Genomic DNA, 16,132 nt, shown 5'->3' with positions numbered 1-16,132 from the left:
TGCCCGGATTCAGCAGGTACGCCCGGAAGCGGTGGGGGCGTTCGAACGCAGGCGGCCCGGTCAGCGCGACTGCGAGAACGCGGCGTCGAACGACGCCTCCGGCGGCGCGATGGTGCCGAGCCGCCGTACGAACGCCAGCGCCTCGGGCCCGCCGACGAGGCGGTCCATGCCGGCGTCCTCCCACTCGACGCTGGTCGGGCCGGCGTACCCGATGTGGTTCAGCACGCGGAACACCCGCTCCCACGGCACGTCCCCGTGGCCGGCGGTGACGAAGTCCCACCCGCGCCGGGGGTCGCCCCACGGCAGGTGCGACCCGAGCCGGCCGTTGCGACCGTCGAGCTGCTTCACCGACTCCTTGCAGTGCACGTGGTACACCCGGTCGGCGAAGTCGAGCAGGAACGCGGCGGGGTCCAGGTCCTGCCAGACGAAGTGGGACGGGTCGAAGTTGAACCCGAACGCCGGGCGGTCCTGGAACACCTGGAGCGTGCGCTTCGCGGTCCAGTAGTCGTAGGCGATCTCGGACGGGTGCACCTCGAGCGCGAACCGGACCCCGACCTCCTCGAAGACGTCGAGGATCGGTGACCAGCGGTCGTGGAAGTCCTGGTACCCGGCGTCGATCATCGCCGGCGGCACGGGCGGGAACCCGGCGACGGTCTTCCAGATCGACGAGCCGGAGAACCCGGTGACGGTGTCCACCCCGAGCGCGGCGGCGGCACGGGCGGTCCACTGCAGTTCCTCGGCCGCACGCTGCCGCACGCCCTCGGGATCGCCGTCGCCCCACACGTGCGGCGGCACGATGTCCTCGTGCCGCTGGTCGATCGGGTCGTCGCACACGGCCTGGCCGACCAGGTGGTTGGCGATCGTCCAGACCTGCAGCCCGTTGCGTTCCAGGATCGCCTTGCGCCCGGCGACGTACTCCGGGTCCGTCGCGGCGCGCCGGACGTCCAGGTGGTCGCCCCAGCAGGCGATCTCCAGCCCGTCGTAGCCCCACTCGCCGGCGAGTCGGGCCACCTCTTCGAAGGGCAGGTCGGCCCACTGTCCGGTGAACAGGGTGACCGGCCGGGAGGCCCGGGTCGTGTCCGTCGTGTCGCTCGCGTCCGTCGTCGTCATCGTCGTCGTCCTTCTTCGCGGTGGTCGGGTTCCGTCACCAGGATCCGGGCGCGGACCCGGCCGGGACGGTGGCGGGTCGCTCGACGCGCGAGTGCACATCGACGACCGAGTGGTCTCGGGCGGCGGCGGAGACCGCCTCCATGACCTCGAGCACGTGGAACGCGAGGTCGCCGGAGGCCCGGTGCGGCCGGTCCGTCGCGATCGCGTGGGCCATGTCGGCGAGGCCGTAGCCGCGACCGGCGTCGGCGTACCCGGCGGCGACCGGCAGGTCGCGCCACGAGCGGTCGTCGGCGGTGGCGATCGACACGGTGTCCGAGAACCGGTTCGGGTCGGGGACGCCCAGGGTGCCCGCGGTGCCGTACACCTCGAACAGCGGGGCGCGGGTGGCCCAGACCTCGAACGAGACGGTCACGGTGGAGACCACGCCGCCCTCGTGCTCGAGGATCGCGACGACGTGCGTGTCGATGTCGACCGGGATCGGGGTGCCGGCGTTCGGCCCCGTGGCGACGGTGCGCTCGCGGGTGGAGCGGGTCGCGCTGCCGCTGACCCGGACGACGGGGCCGAAGAACGTGACGAGGCTGGTCAGGTAGTACGGCCCCATGTCGAGCAGCGGTCCGCCGCCGGGCTGGTAGTAGAAGGCCGGCGCGGGGTGCCAGCGTTCGTGCCCGGGGGCGCTCCAGGCGACGGCTGCGCCGACCGGGGTGCCGATCGCGCCGTCGTCGAGCGCGGCGCGCGCGGTCTGGATGCCGGTGCCGAGGACGGTGTCCGGGGCGCTGCCGACGCGCAGGCCGGCGGTGCGGGCGGCCTCGAGCACCGGTGCGGCCTCGGCGGTGGACATCGCGAGCGGCTTCTCGCCGTAGACGTGCTTGCCGGCGGCGAGTGCCCGGGTGGCGATGTCGGCGTGTGCGGCCGGGATCGTCAGGTTGAGCACCACGTCGACGTCGTCGGCGGCGAGCAGGTCGTCCACGGTGGTGCCGCGCACGCCCTGTGCCGCACCGACCTGCTGGGCACGGGCGACGTCGAGGTCGGCGACCGCGGCGAGTTCGAGTCCGGGCAGGGCCGGGAAGTGCTCGAAGTACTGCTGGCTGATGACCCCGACGCCGACCACGCCGACCCGGAGCACCCCCTCGTTCACCGTGCTGCCCACAGGAGTCCCCGTTCGATGATGGTGCGGAGTGGCTGCGACTCGACGACCTCGAGGCGGTGCCCTGGTGCGGAGACGAACACGCGGCCCTCGCCCCACTGCCGCGTCCAGATCGCCGGTGCGGTGACCGGTCGGTTCCAGGCGTCGAAGTCGCGCGCGTCCTGGGTGGTGGTCGCGAGGACGTCGTTGTACTCGTCGGACAGCACCCAGTACTGCTCGGTGACGAGGTCGAAGTCCTCGATGCCCTGCGTGATCGGGTGCTCGTGCCCGAGGTCGGTGATGTGCACCGTGTACGGGATGTAGTTGTCCGACTGTTCCCCGACGCGCTCGTCGGGGTGCTTGCCCGCGTGGTGGGCGAACTGGCCGCCGACCATGTGCAGGTAGTCGGCGGTGTTCCGGAACGCGTCCGCGATGCCGCCGTGCCAGCCGGCCAGTCCGGCGCCGCCCAGGACCGCGCGCTGCAGCCCGGCGAACTCGTCGTCGGCGATGGTCGACATCGTGACGACCTGTACGATCAGGTCGACCTCGTCCATGACGGCGGCGTCGGCGTAGACGGCCGTCGAGTCCGACACCCGGACCTCGAACCCGTTCTCCTGCAGGAACGGGATGAACAGGTCGGTGGTCTCGACGGGCTGGTGGCCGTCCCACCCGCCGCGGACGACGAGCGCCCGGCGGGTCTGCTCGGCGGCGCTCACGAGGTCGCCGTCCAGGTGCTGCCGGCGGCGGCGCTGCGTTCGACGGCGTCGAGGACCCGCTGCACGTGCAGGCCGTCGGCGAACGACGGTGACGGGTCGGTGCCGGTGGCGACGGCGTCGATGAAGTCCTTCACCTGGTGGCTGAAGGTGTGCTCGTACCCGATGAGGTGTCCGGTCGGCCACCACGCGGCCATGTAGGGGTGCTCGGGCTCGGTGACCAGGATGCGCCGGAAGCCCTGCTCCCCAGCCGGGGCGTTCGACTCGTACAACCGCAGCTCGTTCATCGCCTCGAGGTCGAACTGGATCGCGCCGTCGGAACCGCTGATCTCGAGCGTCAGGCCGTTCTTCCGCCCGGTCGCGTAGCGCGTCGCCTCGAAGGTGCCGATCGCACGGTCGGCCGCGCCGCCACTGAGCCGTGCGGTGAAGAACGCGGCGTCGTCGACGGTGACCTGCCCGCGTTCGCTCGACGCGGTGCCGGAGAGCCCGACCCCCTCGGCCATCAACGGACGCTCGGTCACGAATGTCTCGAGCGTGCCCGACACGGTGGCGAGCGACGAACCGGTGACGTGCTCGACCAGGTCGATGGCGTGCGCGCCGATGTCGCCGAGCGCACCGGACCCCGCGAGCGACTTGTCGAGCCGCCAGGTCATCGGGCCGTCCTCGTCCGACAACCAGTCCTGCAGGTAGAGCGCGCGGACCTGGCGCACGGTGCCGATCCGGCCGTCCTGCACCAGCTGCCGGGCGAACGCGATCGCGGGCACGCGGCGGTAGCTGAACCCGACCATCGCCCGGACGCCGCGTTCGCGGGCGGCGTCGGCAGCGGCGGTCATCGCCTCGGCCTCGGCAACGGTGTTGGCGAGCGGCTTCTCGCACAGGACGTGCTTGCCGGCCTGGAGCGCGGCGATCGCGACCTCGACGTGCGAGGACCCCGGGGACACGACGTCGACCACGTCGATGTCCGGATCGGCGACGACGGCACGCCAGTCGGTGGACGCCGCCTGCCAGCCGTACTGCTGCCGGGCTGCCTCGGTGCGTTCGGGATCACGCCCGACGATCACCGCCATCTCCGGGTCGGCCCCGAGGTCGAAGAACCGGGGAGCGGTCCGCCACGCCTGTGAGTGTGCGGCTCCCATGAAGCCGTGCCCCACCATCGCGACCCGCAGTCGTTCCTGTGCCATCCGCTCGCTCCTTTGCGATCACGTGCTTGCCACAGCCAACACTACCGCTTATGTTGGGCGCGGCAACATTTTGTTTCGACGACGAACGGTGACCACCATGGCAACGACGCCCACCCGTGCAGACAAGTTCTCCTTCGGTCTCTGGACCATCGGCTACAACGGCTCGGACCCCTTCGGCGGGCCGACCCGCCCCGCGCTCGACGTGGTCGAGGCGGTCGAGAAGCTCGACGAGCTCGGGGCCTACGGCCTGACCTTCCACGACGACGACCTGTTCGCGTTCGGTTCCACCGACGCCGAGCGCCAGACCCAGATCGACCGCCTCAAGGGCGCCCTCGAGTCGACGGGGATCGTCGTGCCGATGGTCACGACGAATCTGTTCTCCGCCCCGGTCTTCAAGGACGGCGGCTTCACCTCGAACGACCGGCAGGTCCGCCGCTTCGCGCTCCGCAAGGTCCTGCGCAACATCGACCTCGCCGCCGAGCTCGGCGCCTCGACGTTCGTGATGTGGGGTGGCCGCGAAGGCTCCGAGTACGACAGCGCCAAGGACGTGCAGGCCGCGCTCGAGCGGTACCGCGAGGCCGTCAACCTGCTCGCCCAGTACGTCACCGACAAGGGCTACGGCATCCGGTTCGCCATCGAGCCGAAGCCGAACGAGCCCCGCGGCGACATCCTCCTGCCGACCCTCGGCCACGCGATCGCCTTCACCGAGACGCTCGAGCGCCCGGAGCTGTTCGGCATCAACCCCGAGGTCGGCCACGAGCAGATGGCGGGCCTGAACTTCACCGCCGGCATCGCCCAGGCGCTCTACCAGGGCAAGCTCTTCCACATCGACCTCAACGGTCAGCGCGGCATCAAGTACGACCAGGACCTGGTGTTCGGCCACGGCGACCTGCAGAACGCGTTCTCGCTCGTCGACCTGCTCGAGCACGGTGCCCCGCAGGGCGGCCCGGCGTACGACGGCCCGCGCCACTTCGACTACAAGCCGAGCCGCACCGAGGACATCAGCGGTGTCTGGGACTCCGCGTCGGCCAACATGCGCATGTACCTGCTCCTCAAGGAGCGTGCGCAGGCGTTCCGCGCCGACCCCGAGGTGCAGGCGGCACTCGAGGCGTCGAAGGTCGGCGAGCTGTCGACGCCGACGCTGAACGACGGCGAGTCGTACGACACGTTCCTCGCCGACCGCTCCGCCTACGAGGACTTCGACACCGACGCCTACTTCGGCGGCAAGGGCTTCGGCTTCGTCCGCCTGCAGCAGCTCGCGATGGAGCACCTCATGGGCGCGCGGAATTGAACGCGGACGCGCCAGCGGCCGCATTCCGCGCGCCGAGGCGGCCTGCCGCCGAGGAGAACTGATGGCACTCGTCGCCGGGGTCGACTCCTCGACCCAGTCCTGCAAGGTCACCATCCGTGACGCCGCGACCGGTGCGGTCGTCCGCGAGGGCCGCGCGTCCCACCCGGACGGCACCTCCGTCGACCCCCGTCACTGGTGGGACGCCCTCGGTGCCGCCGTCGCGGACGCCGGTGGCCTCGACGACGTCGGTGCCGTCGCCGTCGCCGGGCAGCAGCACGGCATGGTCGCGCTCGACTCCGAGGGCCGCGTCGTCCGCGACGCCCTGCTCTGGAACGACGTCCGCAGTGCGGACGCGGCCGCGCAGATGGTCGACGAGCTCGGCCAGGAGGCGTGGGTCGCCCGGACGGGGCTGGTGCCGGTCGCGTCGTTCACCGGGACCAAGCTGCGGTGGCTCCGCGACGCCGAGCCCGAGAACGCGGCCCGCGTCGCGGCCGTGGCGCTCCCCCACGACTGGCTGTCATGGCGGCTCCGCGGGTACGGTCCGGCGGACGAGAGTCCGCTCGGCCCCGACCTGGAGGCCCTGGCGACGGACGCGTCCGACGCCAGCGGCACGGCGTACTGGGACCCGGTGCGCCGCGAGTACGACCCGGAACTGTTCGAGCTCGCACTCGGGCGGCCGATGCGGCCGGCGTCGATGGGTGACGACGACGCCGTGGTCGTGCCCCGCGTGGTTGCTCCCGACGAGGCGATGGGCACCCTGTCCACCGACGTCGAGCTGCCCGGCGGCGCGGTCGCGCCCTCCGGCCTCGTCGTCGGCGCCGGACTCGGTGACAACGCCGGGGCAGCGCTCGGCCTGGGTCTCGGCCCGGGCGACGTCGCGGTGTCCCTCGGCACGAGCGGCACGGTCTTCGGGGTCAGCGACGCCGAGGTGCGTGACCCGAGCGGGACCGTGGCGGGCTTCGCCGACGGGACCGGGTCGCGCCTCCCGATCGTCACGACGCTCAACGCGGCCCGCGTGCTCGAGGTGATCGGCGGCCTGCTCGGCGTCGACCACGACGCGCTCGGCGAGCTGGCACTGCAGGCGCCGGCCGGGGCCGACGGCCTCGTCCTGGTGCCGTACTTCGTCGGCGAGCGCACGCCGAACCGGCCGGACGCGACCGCCTCGCTGCTCGGCATGACGCCGGCGACCACCGACCGGGCGCACCTGGCCCGGGCGGCCGTCGAGGGGATGCTCTGCGCCCTCGCCGACGGACTGACCGCGGTGCAGGACACCGGCGTGACCGTCGAGCGGCTGCTGCTCATCGGGGGCGCTGCGCGGAACCCGGCGGTCCGCGCCGTCGCCGCGCAGGTGTTCGGCCGTGACGTCCTGGTGCCGGAGCCCGGCGAGTACGTCGCCGCGGGGGCTGCGAAGCAGGCCGCGTGGGCGCTCACCGGAGCCCTGCCGACGTGGGACACCGCGACGACCACCGTGCCGTCCGACCCGCACCCGGAGGTGCTCGAGCAGTACCGCGCGGCGGCGCGCTGAACCGACACTCCGTGCCCCCGGCGCCGTCCTCGACGGTGCCGGGGGCACGATCGTCCCGGAGGACACACCATGCCACTGACCGACCTGCCCCTCGACGCGCTCCGCGCCCACCGCTCCGACGTCCGGCGCCCAGATGACTTCGACGCCTTCTGGGCGGACACGATCGCCGCCGCCCGGACCGCGGGCGAGGGGGTCGAGCCGGTCCTCGTGCCCGCCGAGACCCCGGTCACCGGTCTCGTCGTCGAAGACCTGACGTTCCCCGGGTTCGCCGGTGACCCGGTGCGGGCGTGGGTCAACCGTCCCGTGACCGACGACCCGGGCGCACTGCCGGTCGTCGTCGAGTTCCTCGGCTACGGCGGTGGCCGCGGTCGCCCGGGTGAGCGCGTGCACTGGGCCCTCGCCGGGTACGTGCACGTGGTGATGGACACCCGCGGCCAGGGCTCCGGGTGGGCCGGCGGCGACACCCCGGACCCGCACGGCTCCGCACCGCACGCCAGCGGGTGGATGACGAACGGCATCGGCTCCCCTGCCGACCACTACTACCGCCGCGTGTACACCGACGCGGTCCGCCTGGTCGACGCCGTGCGCACGCTGCCCGGGGTCGACCCCGAGCGCATCGCCCTGACCGGCGGCAGCCAGGGCGGCGGCATCACGATCGCCGCAGCGGCCCTGGTCGAGGCACACGTCGGACCGATCACCGCGGTGCTGCCCGACGTGGCGTTCCTGGCCGACTGGCGGAACGGCACCGACGTCGCGGTGGGCGGTCCGTACCTGGAGCTCGCGCAGTACCTCGCCGTGCACCGCGACGCGGCCGAGGGCGTGTGGGAGACCGCGGCGTACTTCGACGGGGTGAACCACGCCGCCGGCATCACCGCACCGGCGCTGTTCTCGGTCGCGCTGATGGACGACGTCGTCCCGCCGCGCACGACCTTCGCCGCGTTCAACGCCCTGGGCTCCACCGACCGCGAGATCGCCGTGTACCCGTACAACGGGCACGAAGGCGGCGGCTTCCGGCACTGGGAGCGTCAGGCGGCGTTCCTGGCGGACCGCCTGCGCTGACGGACGTCGCGCGTCAGCGGTCGCTGCTCACGGGTTCGGTCCACGCTGCGCGCGGAGGTCCCCGAAGGTGAAGCGCTCGCGGTCGACGTCGTCCTCGGACTGCACGATCCAGCCGCGTCTGGCAGCCCGTGCCCGCGCCCGGTAGGAGGTGATGTGGACCGGGGCGACCCCCGGTGCGCGCTCGTAACCACTCATCAGATCCTCCGATCTGTCCCCGAGCCTCCGACCCTGTTCGGAGGAGGACAGTTTGAGTACCTCTTGGACGGTGAACGCCTCGCGCGGCGTCCACGATGCCCCCCGAACGGGTGCGGGTCACATCCGCGCACCTCGGATACCGACGGCGTCGTGGCGTCGGAGGCCGATCCACACGAGCGCCTCGTACGCTCCCACGTATGGACCAGGCACCGACCACGGCGAGTGGTCCCGAGCACGGCGGAGCACGGCTGTCCCGCACCGTGCACGAGGCGCTGCGGTTCGTGCACGCACACGCCCGCGAAGCGATCTCGGTACCGGACATCGCCGCCGCCGCGAACCTGTCGACCCGAGGCCTGCAGAGCGCGTTCCGGCGGGAGCTGCAGACCTCGCCAGCGTCGTACCTGCGCGGGGTCCGGCTCGAGGGCGTCCACCGCGACCTGCTCTCCATGACACCGGCGGACCGTCGCACCATCGCGGACGTCGCGAAGCACTGGCACTTCAGCAACGCCGGGCGGATGGCGGCCGAGTACCGCGCCGCGTTCGGCACCGCACCGTCGGCGGCGCTCCGGTCGTTCGACCCGGCGGACCCGGACCCCCGCGCCACGACGGACCTCGGTGTCCCCCCGGGCGAGGGCTCGCGCTTCCGCGTCGTGCTCGACTGCGAGGTGGAGATCGAGGACGCCGACGCGACGTTCGCCAGCGCCCTGCGCCGCGCCCAGGGCGACGACCACCCCTGGCACGGCTACGACCCGGACGGCAGCACCGCTGACGTCGTCGCGTTCCTGCTGGCGAGCGCCGTCCGCGGGGTCGCCGGTGACACCTCCGGCATCCGGTTGCGTGCCGTCAACCCGATGCTGCGGGCGCCCGACCAGCACGGCGGGTACCCGTCGGCCGAGCTCCCGCCGTGGTCGGCACCCGGCCACCCCGGACGACCGGACGGACCCACCGCATGACCGGCACCCCGCGTCGACGCCGCTCCGCACTGCTCGCCGCCGCGCTCACCGCAGGACTCGCACTCGCCGGCTGCACGGCCCCGACCGCCGCCCACGCTGATGGGTTCGACGTGACCGGCTTCCAGCCCGAGAACGCCGACACCGTCCTGGTGGACGCGAACGCCGCCGCGATGGACGTGGTCGGCGTCGACGGGTTGCTGCTGAACCGCACGGGGTCGAAGGTCACGGCACCGTCGCGCGCCGCCAAGGCCCAGCGCAACCGGGCACACGCCAACGGGCTCACCGCGCAGCTGCTCGTCAGCAACTACTCCGAGGCCGACGGGGACTTCAGCGAGCCGATCGCCCGCAGGCTGCTCACCTCGCCCGCGAACCGCGCCCGGGTCGTCCGATCACTCGCCGCCGACGTGGCCACGGGCGGTTGGGACTCGGTCATGATCGACCTCGAGGCGCTGACCAAGGCCGAGAAGCCCGGTCTCACCGCCTTCGCCCGCGAGCTCCGGGCCGCCGTCGGCGACGACGTCCGGCTCGACATCGCCCTGTCCGCGTCGACCACCGCGGCCGGGTACGCCCGCCTCGGCTACGACGTGCGCGCCCTCCGTGCCCCGCTCGACCACCTGACGCTCATGGCCTACGACCAGCACGGCCCCTGGGAGCCGGACGCACCCGGTCCGGTCGGTTCGCTCGCGTGGTCGTCGAAGGCCGCCCGTGCACTCGTGAGCCTCGCTCCCGCCGACCAGATCGTGCTCGGTGTCGCCGGGTACGGCTACCACTGGAAGGGGAAGCGTCCGGCCGGTCAGCTCTCCGACGCCCAGGCCCGGCTCCGGGTCCGGAAGGCGGGCGCGACCGCCCGCTGGGACGCGACGGTCGGCGAGTGGACCGCGACCCTGCCGAGCGGCGAGGTGCTCTGGTGGTCCGACGCACGCTCACTGCGTGCGCGGGTCGCGCTGGCGGAGCGGCTCGGCCTGACGGGCGTCGCCGTCTGGTCACTGGACCTGTCCGACCGGCTCGAGCCGGTCGGGTGATCAGGACCCGCTGACGGACAGGAGGCGCGGTGCGAGCCCGCACCGCGCCTCCTGTCCGTCACCCGGTCACGCCCAGGGCACGTGGTCCGTCACCGGGTCAGACGAGCGACCACGCCACCAGGCGGGGGTCGCCCGGGGTGACCTCGTGCACCGCGCCCGTGACCGCGACGGTGGCGCGCTGGGTGGCGGTGCCGGGGACGGGGTGTCGGACCGGACCGTCGCCCGAGGCGACGATCCCACCCGCTGCCACCGAGCCTGACGGCCGCGACGCCGCCGCGTGCGACGCCACCCAGACCTGCACGTCGCCGGGCTCGACCACCCTGCGCATCCGACGGTCGGTGAACGCGAAGCGCTGCACCGGGACGCGGAAGCGGACCCGCACGGACTCCCCCGCTGCGACCGCGACGCGCGCGTAGCCGAGGAGCTGCACCTCGGGCCGGGTGACGCTGCCGTGCACGTCGTGCCCGTAGAGCTGCACGACGTCCTCGCCGTCGCGCACCCCGGTGTTCCGGACCGTCACCGACACGGTGAAGACGCCGTCGGACCGGACGTCCGGGTCGACGACGAGCTCGTCGTACGCGAAGTCGGTGTAGCCGAGGCCGAAACCGAACGGTCGCACCGGCGTCGAGTCCGCGGCGGTGACGTCGGACGGACCGCCGAGCCGCGGGTGCAGGTACGTGAACGGCTGCGCGCCGGCGGACCGGGGCAGGGACAGCGGCAGCCGGCCCGAGGGCGAGGCCACGCCGGTCAGCAGGTCGGCGATCGCCAGCCCGCCGCCCTCGCCCGGGAAGAACGCCTGCACGACCGCGGACGGGCGCGGCTGGTCGCCGTCGAGCGCCCAGCCGATCGCGTACGGCCGGCCGGTGAGCAGCACCATCACGGTGGGGGTGCCGGTCGCGACGACGGCCTCGACCAGCTCGCGCTGCACGCCGGGCAGGTCGAGCGACTCGGTGTCGTTGCCCTCGCCGACCGTGCCCCGGCCGAACAGGCCCGCCTGGTCGCCGACGACGACCACCGCGACGTCCGAGGCGGATGCGACCGCAACGGCTTCGGCGAAGCCGGCCCGGTCGTTCCCCGTCACGGCGCAGCCCGTGGCGAAGCGGACCGCTGCCGGACCGAGCGCCTGGGCGACGGCTTCGCGGACGGTCGGGATCGCGAAGCCGAGCGGCAGGTCGGGGTGCGAGGCGAGCACGTGGTTGGCGAACGAGTAGCAGCCCTGCAGCGCCTCGGCGCGGTCGGCGTTCGGGCCGATGACGGCGACCGAGGCCCCCGGTGCGAGCGGGAGGACGGGGGTGGTGCCGTCGGCGGTGCCGCTGTCGACGCTGACGCGGCCGCCCTCGTTCGACAGCAGCACGAGCGACTCGGCTGCCAGCCGCTTCGCGAGCGCCTGGTGCAGCGGGGTGTCGAGGTCGATCCCGGTGGGGGCGTCCTCGGCGAAGGCGTCCGGTTCGAGCAAGCCGAGCCGCTCCTTCTGCCGGAGCACCCGGAGCACGGCACGGTCGACGAGAGCCTCGTCCACCTGCCCGCTGCGGACCCGCTCGACGAGCGGTGCGAGGTACGCGTCACCGGTCGGGAGCTCGACGTCGATGCCGGCCTCGAGCGCCAGCGCCGCGGCCTCGCCACGGTCGGCGGCGATGCCGTGCATGACCTCGAGGAACGCCACCGAGAAGTAGTCCGCGACGACCGTGCCGTCGAAACCGAGCCGGTCGCGGAGCAGGCCGGTCAGCAGCTCGCCGTTCGCTGCGACGGGCACGCCGTCGATCTCGGCGTACGAGTTCATGACGCTCCGGGCGCCCCCGTCGCGCAGCGCCATCTCGAACGGCGGCAGGTACACGTCCGCGACCTCACGGGCCCCGGCGTGCACGGGGGCGTGGTTCCGCCCCGCCTGCGACGCCGAGTACCCGAGGAAGTGCTTCAGGGTCGCGTCGACCCCCGCCGACTGCAACCCGCGCACGTACGCGGTGCCGACCGTGCCGACCAGGTAGGGGTCCTCGGCGATGCACTCGTCGACCCGCCCCCAACGCGGGTCGCGGATGACGTCGAGGACCGGCGCGAGGCCCTGGTGGACGCCGAGCTGCCGCATCGACGCACCGATCGCGGCGCCGACCTGCTCGACGAGCTCCGGGTCGAACGACGCGCCCCACGCCAGCGGCGTCGGGAACGTCGCGGCCTTCCACGCGGCGAGGCCGGTCAGGCACTCCTCGTGGACGAGCGCCGGGATCCCGAGCCGGGTCTCGCACTGCAGGCGGCGCTGTTCCGCCCAGAGCCAGGCGGCACGCTCGTCGGGTTCGACGGGGCGGGTGCCGTAGACGCGGGTGAACTGCCCGATGCCGTCGCGGGTGATGTCCGCCAGGGTGCCGCCCTGCTGCACGGCCGCCATCTCGCCCTGCATGGGGGCGACGACGCCGTTCTGGTCGAGCCAGTAGCCGACGAGCTGGGCGACCTTCTCGTCGAGGGTCATCTCGGCGAGCAGGGCGTCGGCGCGGGGGCCGGAGGGGGTCGCGGTCGCGTCCGTCGCGGTCGCGGTCGCGGTCGCGGTCGCGGTCGTCGCGGTCGCGTCCGTCGCGCTGTCGGCCTGGAGGCGCGGGTCGCGTCCGGCGGTCCGCGTCGCGTCGGTCGCGGTCACCCCTTCACCGCCCCGGTCAGGCCGCCGACGATGCGGCGCTGGAAGATCGTGAAGAACACGAGCGCCGGGATCATCGACATCGAGGTGAACGCGAGCACCTTGGCGGTGTCGACGGAGTACTGCGACGAGAACGACTGGACCCCGAGCGGCAGCGTGTAGGCGGCCTCGTTGTTCAGGATGAACAGCGGCAGGATGTAGCTGTTCCAGCTGGCGATGAACGCCAGGATGCCGACCGTGACGACGCCGGGCAGCGACAGCGGCACGACCATCCGGAAGAAGAACCCGAGACGGCTCGCCCCGTCGATCGACGCGGCCTCCTCGAGCTCGTCGGGGATGGCGCGCAGGAACGGCACCAGGATGATCACGGTGGTCGGCAGCGCGAACGCGATCTGCGGCAGGATCACGCCGGCCAGGCTGTTCGTCAGACCGAGGTCCTTGACGAGCAGGTACAGCGGGGTGATCGCGACGGTGATCGGGAACATCAGCCCCGCGGCGAACAGGGCGTAGAGCGCCCCGCGGCCGGCGAACCGGTAGCGGGCGAGCACGAAGCTCACCATCAGCCCGAGCACGACGACCCCGAGGGTGGTCGTGACGGCGCTGATCGTCGAGTTGCCGAGCTGCTGCCAGAAGATGCCGCTCGACAGCACGGAGCCGTAGTTGCCGAACTCGAACGGTGCCGGCAGCCCGGCGGGGCTCGTGGTGATCTGTGAGTTGGTCCGGAAGCCGCCCAGCACGATGTAGAGCACGGGTGCCAGGTTGGCGGCGACGAACAGGATCGCGACGACGTAGGTCAGCGGGTTGGCGCGTCCGATCGCGGCACTGGACCGGCGCTCCCGCACGGCCCGGCGCCCGGGGGCGACGATGCTCGTGGTGGCCATCAGTTCTTCCTCTCGGTGAGTGCACCCGCGGTGTCACGGCGGAGCACGAAGCGCTGGTAGATCAGGGCGACCACGAGCGAGATCACGAACATCACGACCGCGACGGCGCTGCCGAAGCCGAAGTTGCCCGAGGTCCGGCCGTTGGCGACCATGTACGTCGCCATCGTCGAGGTACCCGCGGTCGAGGCGATGTACTGGCCCCAGATGATGTAGACGAGGTCGAACAGCTGCAGCGAGCCGATGATCGACAGGAACGCCCAGATGCGGATGGTCGGTCCGAGGAGCGGCAGGGTGATGCGCCGCTGGATCTGCCAGTAGCCGGCACCGTCGATGGCGGCGGCCTCGAACAGTTCCTCGGGGATGCTCTGCAGGCCGGCGAGGAACAGGATCACCGCGAAGCCGATGTACTTCCACGAGATGATCACGAGCAGCGTCCAGATGGCGATGTCGGGGTTCGACAGCCAGTCCGCACGGAGTCCGCCCAGGCCGATGCTCTGGAACAGGTCGTTCACGGCGCCGTTCGACTGGAGCATGAGGCTCCACCCGGTGCCGACGATCACCTCGGAGATGACGTACGGCACGAAGACGAGCACGCGGACGAGCCCGCGGCCGTGCATCTTCTGGTTGAGCAGCAGGGCGAGCACGATCGCGATCGGCCCCTGCAGCACCAGCGAGAGCACGACGATGAAGCCGTTGTGCATCAGGACCGCGTGGAACGCCTTGTCCTGGAAGATGATCAGGTAGTTCTGCAGCCCGACGAAGTCGGTGGGCGGGCCGTAGCCCTGCCACTTGAAGAACCCGTAGTAGGCGGCGAGGCCCACGGGCAGGATCACGAACGTGACGAAGACGATGACCGCGGGTCCGGCGAGGACCGCGATCTCGACGCGCTTCCGCCAGTCCGCGATGCGGCGCGTGGTCCGCCGACCGGCGGGGAGCGGCGAACCGCTCCCCGCCGGGGACGTCCCCGCGGCCGTGTCCGACCCGGTGGCCGGAGTCGTACCGAGCGAGGTGTCGAGGGCCATGCTCAGCCCTTGGCCGCAGCCTGGTTGGTGGTCTCGACGATGTCCTTCGCGTCACCCTTGCCGGCCAGCAGGTCGACGACGCTGGTATTCAGCGCGTTGCCGACGTTCTGGCCGTACAGGGTGTCCAGGTACTGCGAGACGAACGGGGCGTCCTGGTAGGCGGCCAGGGCCGACTTCAGGTAGTCCGAGTCGACGACCGACTGGGCGTCCTTGTTCACCGGGATGGCGTTGAAGGCCTTGTAGTACGCCTCCTGGTTGTCCTTCTGCACGATGAAGTTCAGGAAGTCGGTGCACGCCTTCTTCGGGGCCTGTGCGGAGCAGGAGTTGCCGTCGACACCACCCATCATCGACTTCGGGTCACCCTTGCCACCGTCGGTCGCGGGGAACGGGAACCAGCCGAGGTCGGGCAGCGGCTTGGCGTCCGGCGTCAGCGATGCGATCACGCCCGGGTCCCACGCACCCATGAGCTCCATGGCCGCCTTGTGGTTGGCGAGGAGACCGGCGGAGCTGCCGGCACCCTGCTGTGCCGCGGTGGTCAGGAAGCCGTTGTTGAAGGGCTTGGTGGCGTTGAAGTCCTCGAGCTGCTCGCCGGCCTTCGTCCAGCAGGCGTTGTCGAACTTCAGGGACTTCGCCGCGTCCTCGAGCGTCTTCTGGCTGCACTCGCGGAGTGCGAAGTTGTAGTACCAGTGGGCGGCCGGCCAGGCGTCCTTCGCGCCGACGGCGACCGGGTCGATGTCCTTGGCCTTGAGCTTCGTGATCGCGTCGTTCAGCTCGTCCATGGTCGTGGGCGTGCCCTCGATGCCGGCTTCCTTGAACAGGTCCTTCGAGTACCAGATGCCCTCGGGGAGCACCGCGCCGGGCATGGCGTAGGTCTTGCCGTCCTTCTCGTAGCCGGCGAACGTGCCCGCGCTGATGGACTTCTTGGCGTCGGCGCTGATGGAGTCGGAGATGTCCATGAGCTGCCCGGCGGCGATCATGGCGTCCATCTTGCCGCCGCCACGCTGCAGGAACACGTCGGGGGCGTCGCCGGAGTTGAGGGCGGTCTGGAGCTTGCCGTCCAGGTCCTCGTTCTGGATCGCCTGGGTCTTGATGGTGACGTTCGGGTACTTCTCCTCGAACGCCTTGACCGTCGAGGCCCAGTAGGCCTTGCCCGGTCCGGTCGTCGAGTTGTGCCAGAAGGTCATCGTGACCTTCCCGCCGTCCTCGGAGGCATCGCTGCCCGCCGAGCACCCGCTGGCCACCAGTGCGGTCGCCCCGATCAGCGCGATGGCTGCCGCGGCACGGATCTTCCTCGTCATCGTGGAACTCCTGAAGTGTCGTCGTTGACATGGCGCGACATCGACTGCCGCTGCGGAGAGCATGCCTGCTGCTCGGGGGCGGTGTCAATCGATATCGATAACGTTTTCTTAACCGATCGCAGGGTGTCGCAGCGGT

The 16,132-nt window shown here is 72.0% G+C and carries 14 protein-coding genes; 5 read left to right on the top strand and 9 right to left on the bottom strand.

Annotation, left to right across the window (positions count from 1 at the left end; translation table 11 throughout):
* Positions 1–60 precede the first annotated feature (60 nt).
* Genes ACL00U_RS03610 through ACL00U_RS03595 form a run of 4 tightly spaced genes read right to left on the bottom strand, consistent with a single transcriptional unit; the run spans position 61 to position 4,127 of the window.
* A complete protein-coding gene (locus ACL00U_RS03610; RefSeq protein WP_214532988.1) occupies positions 61–1,110 on the bottom strand; it encodes a sugar phosphate isomerase/epimerase family protein in 1,050 nt (349 codons plus the stop codon).
* Positions 1,111–1,144: 34 nt separating this feature from the next.
* Positions 1,145–2,257 carry a Gfo/Idh/MocA family protein gene (locus ACL00U_RS03605; protein ID WP_159557467.1) on the bottom strand — a complete coding sequence of 371 codons (1,113 nt, stop codon included), beginning with the start codon at positions 2,255–2,257 and terminating at the stop codon, positions 1,145–1,147.
* Positions 2,242–2,949: a ThuA domain-containing protein gene (locus tag ACL00U_RS03600; protein WP_017886783.1), complete on the bottom strand. Its 708-nt coding sequence runs from the start codon at positions 2,947–2,949 to the stop codon at positions 2,242–2,244. Before ACL00U_RS03600 ends, ACL00U_RS03605 begins: the two co-directional genes overlap by 16 nt.
* Positions 2,946–4,127 (bottom strand): Gfo/Idh/MocA family protein, encoded by a 1,182-nt coding sequence (locus ACL00U_RS03595; RefSeq protein ID WP_412873835.1) that lies wholly within the window; start codon positions 4,125–4,127, stop codon positions 2,946–2,948. Before ACL00U_RS03595 ends, ACL00U_RS03600 begins: the two co-directional genes overlap by 4 nt.
* 97 nt (positions 4,128–4,224) lie before the next feature.
* Between ACL00U_RS03595 and xylA the strand changes: the two genes are divergently transcribed.
* From xylA to ACL00U_RS03580, 3 genes are all read left to right on the top strand, one after another.
* Positions 4,225–5,418 carry a xylose isomerase gene (gene xylA, locus ACL00U_RS03590; protein WP_031259514.1) on the top strand — a complete coding sequence of 398 codons (1,194 nt, stop codon included), beginning with the start codon at positions 4,225–4,227 and terminating at the stop codon, positions 5,416–5,418.
* 61 nt (positions 5,419–5,479) lie between these two features.
* Positions 5,480–6,943: a xylulokinase gene (gene xylB, locus ACL00U_RS03585; RefSeq protein WP_412873834.1), complete on the top strand. Its 1,464-nt coding sequence runs from the start codon at positions 5,480–5,482 to the stop codon at positions 6,941–6,943.
* A 69-nt stretch (positions 6,944–7,012) separates the two neighbouring features.
* Positions 7,013–8,002 carry an acetylxylan esterase gene (locus ACL00U_RS03580; RefSeq protein ID WP_412873833.1) on the top strand — a complete coding sequence of 330 codons (990 nt, stop codon included), beginning with the start codon at positions 7,013–7,015 and terminating at the stop codon, positions 8,000–8,002.
* Between the two features lie 27 nt (positions 8,003–8,029).
* On the opposite strand, the gene ACL00U_RS03575 is transcribed toward ACL00U_RS03580, so the two are convergent.
* Positions 8,030–8,197 carry a hypothetical protein gene (locus ACL00U_RS03575; RefSeq protein WP_214519833.1) on the bottom strand — a complete coding sequence of 56 codons (168 nt, stop codon included), beginning with the start codon at positions 8,195–8,197 and terminating at the stop codon, positions 8,030–8,032.
* Between the two features lie 197 nt (positions 8,198–8,394).
* Here ACL00U_RS03575 and ACL00U_RS03570 point away from each other — a divergent pair, with 197 nt between their 5' ends.
* Together ACL00U_RS03570 and ACL00U_RS03565 are read left to right on the top strand one after the other, a co-directional pair.
* Positions 8,395–9,150 (top strand): helix-turn-helix transcriptional regulator, encoded by a 756-nt coding sequence (locus ACL00U_RS03570; RefSeq protein ID WP_412873832.1) that lies wholly within the window; start codon positions 8,395–8,397, stop codon positions 9,148–9,150.
* Complete coding sequence (locus tag ACL00U_RS03565) at positions 9,147–10,172, top strand: glycosyl hydrolase family 18 protein (protein ID WP_140448393.1); 1,026 nt, start codon at positions 9,147–9,149, stop codon at positions 10,170–10,172. The genes ACL00U_RS03570 and ACL00U_RS03565 overlap by 4 nt, the downstream gene beginning before the upstream one ends.
* A gap of 97 nt (positions 10,173–10,269) precedes the next feature.
* Here the strand turns inward: ACL00U_RS03565 and ACL00U_RS03560 are convergent, their stop codons facing one another.
* From ACL00U_RS03560 to ACL00U_RS03545, 4 genes are all read right to left on the bottom strand, one after another.
* Complete coding sequence (locus ACL00U_RS03560; protein ID WP_412874077.1) at positions 10,270–12,633, bottom strand: beta-glucosidase; 2,364 nt, start codon at positions 12,631–12,633, stop codon at positions 10,270–10,272.
* A gap of 161 nt (positions 12,634–12,794) precedes the next feature.
* Entirely contained in the window at positions 12,795–13,676 is an 882-nt protein-coding gene (locus ACL00U_RS03555) for a carbohydrate ABC transporter permease (RefSeq protein WP_017886791.1), read from the bottom strand.
* Complete coding sequence (locus tag ACL00U_RS03550; protein WP_017886792.1) at positions 13,676–14,698, bottom strand: carbohydrate ABC transporter permease; 1,023 nt, start codon at positions 14,696–14,698, stop codon at positions 13,676–13,678. Before ACL00U_RS03550 ends, ACL00U_RS03555 begins: the two co-directional genes overlap by 1 nt.
* Before the next feature lie 2 nt (positions 14,699–14,700).
* Positions 14,701–15,996, bottom strand: coding sequence for an ABC transporter substrate-binding protein (locus ACL00U_RS03545; protein WP_017886793.1), 1,296 nt, complete (start codon positions 15,994–15,996; stop codon positions 14,701–14,703).
* Between the last annotated feature and the right edge of the window lie 136 nt (positions 15,997–16,132).

It is taken from the genome of Curtobacterium poinsettiae (assembly GCF_047226435.1).
Taxonomy (GTDB): domain Bacteria; phylum Actinomycetota; class Actinomycetes; order Actinomycetales; family Microbacteriaceae; genus Curtobacterium; species Curtobacterium poinsettiae.
The sequence above is the reverse complement of the archived record's forward strand: the minus strand, read 5'-3'. Positions and strand labels throughout refer to the sequence as shown.

Excerpts from the sequence above, each read along its gene's own strand:
- ACL00U_RS03570 (WP_412873832.1), top strand. The coding sequence starts at position 8,395 with ATGGACCAGGCACCGACCACGGCGAGTGGTCCCGAGCACGGCGGAGCA.
- ACL00U_RS03545 (WP_017886793.1), bottom strand. The coding sequence starts at position 15,996 with ATGACGAGGAAGATCCGTGCCGCGGCAGCCATCGCGCTGATCGGGGCG.
- ACL00U_RS03610 (WP_214532988.1), bottom strand. The coding sequence starts at position 1,110 with ATGACGACGACGGACGCGAGCGACACGACGGACACGACCCGGGCCTCC.
- ACL00U_RS03560 (WP_412874077.1), bottom strand. The coding sequence starts at position 12,633 with ATGACCCTCGACGAGAAGGTCGCCCAGCTCGTCGGCTACTGGCTCGAC.
- ACL00U_RS03550 (WP_017886792.1), bottom strand. The coding sequence starts at position 14,698 with ATGGCCCTCGACACCTCGCTCGGTACGACTCCGGCCACCGGGTCGGAC.
- ACL00U_RS03575 (WP_214519833.1), bottom strand. The coding sequence starts at position 8,197 with ATGAGTGGTTACGAGCGCGCACCGGGGGTCGCCCCGGTCCACATCACC.
- ACL00U_RS03565 (WP_140448393.1), top strand. The coding sequence starts at position 9,147 with ATGACCGGCACCCCGCGTCGACGCCGCTCCGCACTGCTCGCCGCCGCG.
- ACL00U_RS03580 (WP_412873833.1), top strand. The coding sequence starts at position 7,013 with ATGCCACTGACCGACCTGCCCCTCGACGCGCTCCGCGCCCACCGCTCC.
- xylB (WP_412873834.1), top strand. The coding sequence starts at position 5,480 with ATGGCACTCGTCGCCGGGGTCGACTCCTCGACCCAGTCCTGCAAGGTC.
- ACL00U_RS03595 (WP_412873835.1), bottom strand. The coding sequence starts at position 4,127 with ATGGCACAGGAACGACTGCGGGTCGCGATGGTGGGGCACGGCTTCATG.
- ACL00U_RS03555 (WP_017886791.1), bottom strand. The coding sequence starts at position 13,676 with ATGGCCACCACGAGCATCGTCGCCCCCGGGCGCCGGGCCGTGCGGGAG.
- xylA (WP_031259514.1), top strand. The coding sequence starts at position 4,225 with ATGGCAACGACGCCCACCCGTGCAGACAAGTTCTCCTTCGGTCTCTGG.